Origin of the sequence: Enterobacter cloacae complex sp. P16RS2 (assembly GCF_014982155.1) — a bacterium.
Classification (GTDB): domain Bacteria; phylum Pseudomonadota; class Gammaproteobacteria; order Enterobacterales; family Enterobacteriaceae; genus Enterobacter; species Enterobacter cloacae_M.
This window is the reverse complement of the sequence record NZ_JADCKW010000041.1, coordinates 1-7,336: the sequence shown is the minus strand read 5'-3', so window position 1 is coordinate 7,336 and position 7,336 is coordinate 1. Positions and strand designations below refer to the sequence as shown.

7 protein-coding genes and 1 pseudogene are annotated in these 7,336 nt (G+C 52.2%); 5 read left to right on the top strand and 3 right to left on the bottom strand.

The window, feature by feature from the left end:
* Both modF and modE read right to left on the bottom strand, forming a co-directional pair.
* A partial coding sequence (gene modF, locus INF68_RS23335) for a molybdate ABC transporter ATP-binding protein ModF (RefSeq protein WP_227412930.1) occupies positions 1-906 on the bottom strand: 906 nt, incomplete at its 3' end.
* Between the two features lie 67 nt (positions 907-973).
* Positions 974-1,762: a molybdenum-dependent transcriptional regulator gene (gene modE, locus INF68_RS20640; protein WP_126785934.1), complete on the bottom strand. Its 789-nt coding sequence runs from the start codon at positions 1,760-1,762 to the stop codon at positions 974-976.
* 127 nt (positions 1,763-1,889) lie between these two features.
* Between modE and INF68_RS20635 the strand changes: the two genes are divergently transcribed.
* From INF68_RS20635 to modC, 4 genes are all read left to right on the top strand, one after another.
* Positions 1,890-2,039, top strand: coding sequence for an AcrZ family multidrug efflux pump-associated protein (locus INF68_RS20635; RefSeq protein ID WP_023310811.1), 150 nt, complete (start codon positions 1,890-1,892; stop codon positions 2,037-2,039).
* A gap of 178 nt (positions 2,040-2,217) precedes the next feature.
* Positions 2,218-2,991, top strand: coding sequence for a molybdate ABC transporter substrate-binding protein (gene modA, locus INF68_RS20630; RefSeq protein WP_047650615.1), 774 nt, complete (start codon positions 2,218-2,220; stop codon positions 2,989-2,991).
* Complete coding sequence (gene modB, locus INF68_RS20625) at positions 2,991-3,680, top strand: molybdate ABC transporter permease subunit (RefSeq protein WP_126785933.1); 690 nt, start codon at positions 2,991-2,993, stop codon at positions 3,678-3,680. The genes modA and modB overlap by 1 nt, the downstream gene beginning before the upstream one ends.
* Positions 3,681-3,682: 2 nt before the next feature.
* Positions 3,683-4,741, top strand: coding sequence for a molybdenum ABC transporter ATP-binding protein ModC (gene modC, locus INF68_RS20620; protein ID WP_126785932.1), 1,059 nt, complete (start codon positions 3,683-3,685; stop codon positions 4,739-4,741).
* Here the strand turns inward: modC and INF68_RS20615 are convergent.
* Positions 4,742-5,359 (bottom strand): annotated as a pseudogene (locus INF68_RS20615) (pyridoxal phosphatase); the annotation flags it as partial.
* Positions 5,360-5,390: 31 nt separating this feature from the next.
* Here INF68_RS20615 and INF68_RS20610 point away from each other — a divergent pair.
* Positions 5,391-7,205, top strand: coding sequence for a recombinase family protein (locus tag INF68_RS20610; protein WP_164881481.1), 1,815 nt, complete (start codon positions 5,391-5,393; stop codon positions 7,203-7,205).
* The last annotated feature ends 131 nt before the right edge of the window (positions 7,206-7,336 follow it).

The window sequence follows — 7,336 nt, the reverse complement described above, 5'->3', positions numbered from 1 at the left end:
CAGCGTGGATTTCCCCGCGCCGTTAGGGCCGACAATCTGCCAGTGTTCGCCGGGATTGACCGTCCAGCTTAGACGGTTGAGGATCGGGCGATCGTCATAAGAGACTATCCCATCCCGCAGCACGATGCGCGGCTGGTGGGGATCGAGCGCATGGCGGGCCGAAGGGGCGTCAGGTTCCGGAAGCGTAATTCCGTCGAGTTGTTCACTGTGCGCGAGCTGGGCAATGAGCGCCTGCTTGAGCAGCGCTGTTTTTTCACCGGTCTCGGTCAGGTTACAGTCAGCCAGTACGCCTGCGTGCTGAATAAAGTCCGGAATTTCATCGAAGCGGTTAAGCACCAAAACCAGGGTATATCCCTGCTGATTAAGCGACTCCAGCAGGGCCGCCAGCTGCGCACGGGACTGCACGTCAAGGCCGTCAAAGGGTTCGTCGAGGATAAGCAGCTCGGGTTCGCTCATCAGCGCCTGGCAAAGCAGCGTTTTTCGCGTCTCGCCGGTAGAAAGGTATTTGAAGCGCCGGTTGAGCAGGGCGGTGATGCCGAACCGTTCTGCCAGGCGCTGACAGCGGGCGGGATCTTTCACCTCATCCTGAATAATTTCCGCCGTCGTACGGCCGGTATCTTCTTCGCCAGGGCTGAGTAAATCGGTGTTATTGCGCTGCCACTCGTCGCTTACCAGCTTTTGCAGTTGTTCAAATGACAGGCGCGTCAGGCGCGTAAAGTCGCCCTGGCATTCGCCCTTGAGGAGGGGGAGCTCGCCGGCCAGCGCGCGGGCCAGCGCGGATTTACCGCTGCCGTTAGTGCCGACAAACGCCCAGCTTTCACCCGCGCGTATCGTTAAATCAGCAATCGTCAGCGTTCGGGTATCGCTAAGACGAAACGTGCCTTGCGAAATATGCAATGATGACATGGTTTATCCCTGTTTTTGCAGCAACAGATATCAGGGATACGCACTGTCGGCGCGATTGTCAATGCGCTCAGCACAATGTGGCGATAATCACCCGGTCTGCGTTGAACCAGGCGGTAACGACAGTACCTTCTTCTAAACTGTCCGCTTCGCTAAGCGGTATCGTCGCGCAAAGCGGTTGCCCGTCTGCAAGGGTCATCAGCACTTCGCACTGCGCCTGGCCGCGTTCGATATGGCTAATTGTGCCCTGGAGCTGGTTATCGGCCGCCTTTGCGGCGTCGGGATCGCGCGTGATATTGACCCACGGCGCTTTCAGCAGCACCAGCACCTCTTTACCTTCATGAAGCTCCAGGCGCTCTGCGCTCTGCGCCGTTATTGCGGCTTTCAGACGGGTGGTGCCATCGGCAAGCAGGATCTCAATATGCTGCTGTACCTGGAGATTATCGCGCGCCGTCACCGTTCCAAACCACTGGTTGCGGGCGCTGGTTTGTAACGAGAAGCGGGAAATGGCGGCCAGCAAGCTGTCCAGCGGAACGTTATCGTCGTCGCTCAACGCGTCAAACGCCTTTTGCTGGATCTGGGCCAGCAGATCGTAAAGCTGAATAAGGCGCTGGCCATAGCGCGTCACGATCGCACCGCCGCCGCCTTTGCCGCCTGTGGCTCTGTCCACCAGCGGTTGTTCGCTCAGGGTGTTCATTTCGTTGATGGCGTCCCAGGCACTTTTATAGCTGATGCCCGCGTTTTTCGCCCCCTGGCTAATCGAGCCCGTTTGTTCTATTTGTTTAAGCAGGGCGATACGCCGCGGATCGGCGAAAAGCTTTTGCTGAAGTCGTAGAGTGAGAAGAATTTCGGCCTGCATAACAGTGTCCTGGCAAAAAGAGTATTGTGACCCAAATGGTGCAGGGCGCAAAGGGTACCGCACAAAAGGGGATGTTTTTCTCACTTGAAAGGGTAGAATGAGCCATTCACAATATCTGGAGAAAACCATGTTAGAGTTGTTGAAAAGTCTGGTATTCGCCGTGATCATGGTACCAGTAGTGATGGCCATCATCCTCGGTGCCATCTACGGCCTGGGTGAAGTGTTCAACGTCTTTTCGAACATTGGTCACAAAGACCAGGCTAAAAAGCAGCATTGATTCCCTACAAAACGCCCGGCGAGTCCGGGCGTTTTGCTCTCAAGGTTTTCCCGTCTACGCCGATATTATTTAACGCGTCACCCCGGTTTACCCCTTCAGCGGTACGATTAAACGCTGGGATCTCCCTGACGTTATCGTTATATTAATATGTATATAACGCTACTCACAGGAGTTACAGATGGCACGTTCATGGGTACGCCTTTTCGCAGGGGCAACGCTGACGCTTTCACTTACCGGACACGCGCTGGCGGACGAAGGTAAAATCACCGTCTTTGCGGCGGCGTCGCTGACCAACGCGCTGCAGGACATCGCGGCGGCGTATAAAAAAGAGAAAAACGTCGAGGTGGTCTCCTCGTTTGCCTCTTCCTCTACGCTGGCGCGCCAGATAGAAGCGGGCGCACCGGCGGATCTGTTCATCTCGGCTGACCAGAAGTGGATGGATTACGCGGCGGAGAAGAAATCGATTGATGCGACAACCCGCGAAACGCTGCTGGGGAATAGCCTGGTTGTCGTGGCGCCAAAAGCCAGCGCGCAGGCGGACATCACCATCAACAAAGAGACCCACTGGACGAGCCTGCTGAACGGTGGCCGTCTGGCCGTGGGCGACCCGGAGCACGTTCCGGCCGGGATTTATGCCAAAGAAGCGCTGCAAAAGCTGGGTGCATGGGAGACATTGTCACCGAAGCTGGCCCCGGCGGAAGATGTCCGCGGTGCGCTGGCGCTGGTAGAGCGCAATGAAGCTCCTCTGGGCATTGTGTATGGCTCTGATGCCGTTGCCAGTAAAGGGGTAAAAGTGGTCGCAACGTTCCCGGAGGACTCCCACAAGAAAGTGGAATATCCTGTTGCGATTGTTGATGGACATAAAAATGCGGCCGTGACGGCCTTCCGCGATTACCTGAAAGGGCCGGAGGCGTCCGCAATCTTTAAACGCTATGGATTTACGACTCACTGATGATATTGACCGATCCTGAATGGCAGGCTGTTCTGCTGAGCCTTAAAGTCTCTTCCCTGGCGGTTGCGCTGAGCTTGCCCTTTGGGATCTTCTTTGCCTGGCTACTGGTTCGCTGTCGGTTTCCCGGCAAAGCGCTGCTCGACAGCGTGCTTCATCTTCCGCTCGTGTTGCCGCCCGTGGTGGTCGGTTATCTGCTGTTAATTTCCATGGGGCGACGCGGTTTTATTGGCGAAAAACTTTACGACTGGTTTGGGCTGACGTTTGCGTTCAGCTGGCGCGGTGCGGTACTGGCGGCGGCGGTGATGTCATTCCCGCTGATGGTGAGGGCGATACGCCTCGCGCTGGAAGGCGTGGACATGAAGCTCGAACAGGCGGCCCGCACGCTGGGCGCAGGGCGCTGGCGCGTCTTTTTCAGTATCACGCTTCCGCTCACGCTGCCGGGCATTATTGTCGGGACGGTGCTGGCCTTCGCCCGTTCGCTGGGCGAGTTTGGTGCGACGATCACCTTTGTGTCGAACATCCCCGGCGAGACGCGAACCATCCCGTCGGCAATGTATACTCTGATTCAAACGCCGGGCGGTGAAGGCGCGGCGGCGCGGCTGTGTATTATTTCAATTGTGCTGGCGCTGGCATCGCTAATGGTGTCTGAATGGCTGGCGCGGCTCAGCCGCCAGCGGATGGGGAAATGAGCATGCTGGAACTCCATTTCACCCAGACGCTGGGAAACCATACCCTGACGCTTAACGAGACGCTGCCGGCAAGCGGAATCACCGCCATCTTTGGCGTGTCGGGGGCGGGAAAAACGTCGCTGATTAATGCCATCAGCGGCCTGACCCGCCCGCAGTCTGGCCGTATTGTCCTGAATGACCGCGTCCTGAATGACGTGGAGAACAAAATTTACCTCTCGCCGGATAAACGCCGCATCGGCTATGTTTTCCAGGACGCGCGCCTGTTCCCGCACTACAGCGTGCGCGGCAACCTGCGTTACGGCATAGCGAAAAGCATGGCCGGGCAGTTTGATAAGCTGGTGACGCTTTTAGGCATTGAACCTCTGCTCGACAGGCTGCCATCGTCGCTCTCCGGCGGAGAAAAACAGCGCGTGGCCATTGGCCGCGCGTTGCTGACCGCCCCCGAACTGCTGCTGCTCGACGAACCGCTGGCCTCGCTGGATATTCCGCGCAAACGTGAGCTCCTGCCCTACCTGCAGCGCCTGACGCGCGAAATTAATATTCCGATGCTCTACGTTAGTCATTCGCTGGATGAGATCCTGCATCTCGCCGACAGGGTGCTGGTGCTGGAAGAGGGTAGCGTGAAGGCCTTCGGCAACCTGGAAGAGGTGTGGGGCAGCAGCGTAATGCACCCGTGGTTACCCAGGGAACAGCAGAGCAGCATTCTTAAAGTGAGCGTTCTGGAACATCATCCGCACTACGCAATGACCGCCCTGGCGCTGGGCGACCAGCATCTGTGGGTCAATAAGATCGACAAACCGCTACAGTCCGCGCTGCGCATTCGCATCCAGGCGTCGGACGTCTCGCTGGTGCTGCAGCCGCCGCTGCAAACCAGTATTCGAAATATTCTGCGCGCCAAAGTGGCGGAGTGTTTTGATGATAACGGGCAGGTGGAAGTGAAGCTTGAAGTCGGCAGCAGGACGCTCTGGGCGCGCATCAGCCCGTGGGCGAGGGATGAGTTAGGGATCAAACCCGGCCTGTGGCTTTACGCGCAAATTAAGAGCGTCTCGATCACCGCCTGATTACAGCAGGTGGGTGTAAATGTACTGCGCGATGCTGTCGGTGGTATTGTCGCCAATCACCACGTTGGCGCGGGCTTTTACCGCGTCGTCGGCATTGCCCATCGCCACGCCGGTACCGGCGGCTTCCAGCATGCTGATGTCGTTGTAGTTGTCGCCGAAGGCGATCACGTCACGCATCGACCCGCCCTGAGATTCTACATACTGCGTCAGGCGCTTGCCTTTGCTGTTGCCTTTGCGGGCAATGTCCACCTGGTCATGCCAGGACCATTCGCACTCCAGACCCAGCGTTTGTTCCACGTGTTTTGCGAAGGTATTCAGTTTGGTGGTGTCTTCATCGGTCAGGGCGAATTTCCAGATTGCCTCAACGTCCTGGGCGGCCTGACGCAGGGAGGAAACCTGGGTAAAGACCGGACGCTGCGCTTCAGGCAGGGACAACGCCCAGTTGCTGGTGCGCACCACGTGGCCGGTAGGGCGCTCGTACAGCATCGCGTTATCCACATACATCAGTCCGTGAACGGCATGCTCATCCAGCAGATCGATCAGCTGCAGCGCCTGGGGAACCGGCAGCGGGTCGGAGGCTAAAACCTTTTTTGCCTGATAATCATACAAATGTGTTATGCTTATACAAACAAAAATTAGAAGGTTTAACATGAAAAAAGTATTTGTGTATCATCGTGTTAGCTCGGATCAGCAGCTCGACGGGTCAGGTATCGCACGCCAAGCTGAACTATTAGAAGGCTACTTAGAGCGTACTGGCATTTGTGCGGAAATGGATGATCCAGCCCCAGTAGTACTATCGGATCAAGGTGTCTCAGCCTTTAAGGGTTTAAACATCTCTGAGGGTGAGTTAGGGGCATGGATGGAACAAGTACGTAATGGTATGTGGGATAGTTCTATATTGGTAGTGGAATCTATAGACCGCTTTAGCCGCCAGAACCCGTTTGATGTGATGGGTTACATCAATGCTCTAATGGCACATAACGTAGCTATTCATGATGTAATGGCTAACATAGTTATCAGCCGTAGTAATTCTAAAGATCTACCTTTTGTAATGATGAATGCTCAACGGGCATATGATGAATCTAAGTATAAAAGTGATCGTATTCGTAAAGGGTGGGCGAAGAAACGCGAACAAGCATTCAACAAAGGTACTATAGTAACTAATAAACGTCCTCAATGGATCGAAGTAGAAAATGATAAGTATGTGCTTAATCATAAAGCGGCAGTAGTTAAAGAGATATTTGCTCTTTATCAAACTGGCATGGGATGCCCCACGATTGCTAAACAACTTCAAACGAAAGAAGGTGAGCAATATAAATTTAATCGTCCGTGGACTGGTGAGCTTGTACATAAAATTCTTACTAATCGCCGTGTAACTGGTAAGATTTTCATTTCAGAAATCATCCGTAACCATGATGATATTGAAAATCCAGTAACTCAGAAAAAGTACGATATGGACGTGTACCCTGTAGTAATTAGTGAAGATGAATTTGAATTAGTACAGGAATTGCTAAAGTCTCGTCGTCCTAATGCTGGACGTGTTACCGTGAAGAAAGACGGACAGGAAGAAGTACTGATTAAAAGTAATTTGTTTAGTGGTATCGCTCGTTGTACTGAATGCGGCGGGCCAATGTATCATAATGTGGTTCGTGCTAAACGTACACCAAAGAAAGGCGATCCAAAAATCGAGGAATATAGATACATTCGTTGCCTCAATGAACGTGATGGACTTTGCGAAAATAAAGCTATGACCTATGAAACAGTAGAGCATTTTGTAGTAGAGCATTTATTAGGCATGGATCTAAACACTGTGATTAAAGAACAGGAATTCAATCCTGAAATTGAAGTGATACGTATTCAAATTGATCAAGTTAAGGATCAGATCACTAACTATGAAAATGGTATTGAACGGCGTAAAAGTGCTGGTAAAGCTGTCTCTTTTGAAATGCGGGAAGAATTGGATGATGCCAAGTTAGAATTAGAACAGTTATTAGCACGTCAGGCTTCATTAGCTACAGTACAAGTAGATTTACCAGTACTACAGGATGTTAACGTTACTGAATTATATAATGTGAATAACGTCGACATACGCACACGTTATGAGAATGAACTTAACAAGATTGTTTCTAATATTCGTCTAAAGCGTAACGGCAATTTTTACACAATTGACATTATCTACAAGCAGAACGAGCTGAAAAGGCATGTCCTTTTTATAGAGAATAAGAAGAAAGAACAAAAGTTAATCAGTGAGGTGATCATTGAAAATGTTGATGGTGCTAAATTCTATTACACACCATCTTTCGTAATTAGTGTTAAAGATGGTGAGATCCGTTTTCAGCAGACTAAAGAAGATCTTACAATCATTGATTATTCGCTATTGCTGAACTATGTAGATGCTGTAGATCGATGTGATGCCGTAGGTGTTTGGATGCGAAACAATATGAGTTTCTTATTCACTAAGTAACGAGTATCCTAAACATAAAACGAAAGAAACCTCTTAATTGACTTGTAACGTCAGCAGAGCCATCAAAAATGCGATTTTAGAATCTTGCTTCAGCCGTGAAGATTTTTTGAAAAATACAAAGTTGAGTAATG

Bases quoted from the DNA above. Each gene is read 5' to 3' on its own strand.
- modE (WP_126785934.1), bottom strand. From the start codon at position 1,762: ATGCAGGCCGAAATTCTTCTCACTCTACGACTTCAGCAAAAGCTTTTC.
- modC (WP_126785932.1), top strand. From the start codon at position 3,683: ATGCTGGAACTCCATTTCACCCAGACGCTGGGAAACCATACCCTGACG.
- modA (WP_047650615.1), top strand. From the start codon at position 2,218: ATGGCACGTTCATGGGTACGCCTTTTCGCAGGGGCAACGCTGACGCTT.
- INF68_RS20635 (WP_023310811.1), top strand. From the start codon at position 1,890: ATGTTAGAGTTGTTGAAAAGTCTGGTATTCGCCGTGATCATGGTACCA.
- INF68_RS20610 (WP_164881481.1), top strand. From the start codon at position 5,391: ATGAAAAAAGTATTTGTGTATCATCGTGTTAGCTCGGATCAGCAGCTC.
- modB (WP_126785933.1), top strand. From the start codon at position 2,991: ATGATATTGACCGATCCTGAATGGCAGGCTGTTCTGCTGAGCCTTAAA.